Annotated in this window: 1 protein-coding gene; it reads right to left on the bottom strand. The window is 44.6% G+C overall.

What is annotated here, in order from left to right; genetic code table 11:
- Positions 1–354: prealbumin-like fold domain-containing protein (locus ACTQWB_RS18775; RefSeq protein ID WP_441502928.1), on the bottom strand; the 354-nt coding region annotated here is incomplete at both ends.

Genomic DNA, 354 nt, shown 5'->3' with positions numbered 1-354 from the left:
TACATTGATCGTATACAATACAACGGATGCCTGGCCTGCTTCTACAACTACTGTCTCTGTCTTGGCAGCTGTTCCAGCCGGGGTTACATAGCCTGCCGGGGCTTCTGTTTCCACAAAGTAATAGCTTCCCGGTTCTACATTATCAACTGTGATCTTTCCATCCTTGCCAGTCACATAAAAGCCACGATTTTCATCTGGATTTCCAACCTTATACAGGTCGAATTTTGCTCCCTCAAGGGCAATTCCTTCTGCTCCTGTCTTCAGCAGTTCCAGTTTTCCTTTACTTTCTTCCGTATTACTCTTCTCGAATGTATAGGTTAACTTTTCCTTCTGGCCTGCTTTTACCGTCTTTGT

The sequence above is a fragment of the Blautia sp. HCP3S3_H10_2 genome (assembly GCF_052122375.1).
Taxonomy (GTDB): domain Bacteria; phylum Bacillota; class Clostridia; order Lachnospirales; family Lachnospiraceae; genus Blautia_A.
Note: the sequence above shows the minus strand (reverse complement) of the source record. Positions and strands in the feature narration are given on the sequence as shown.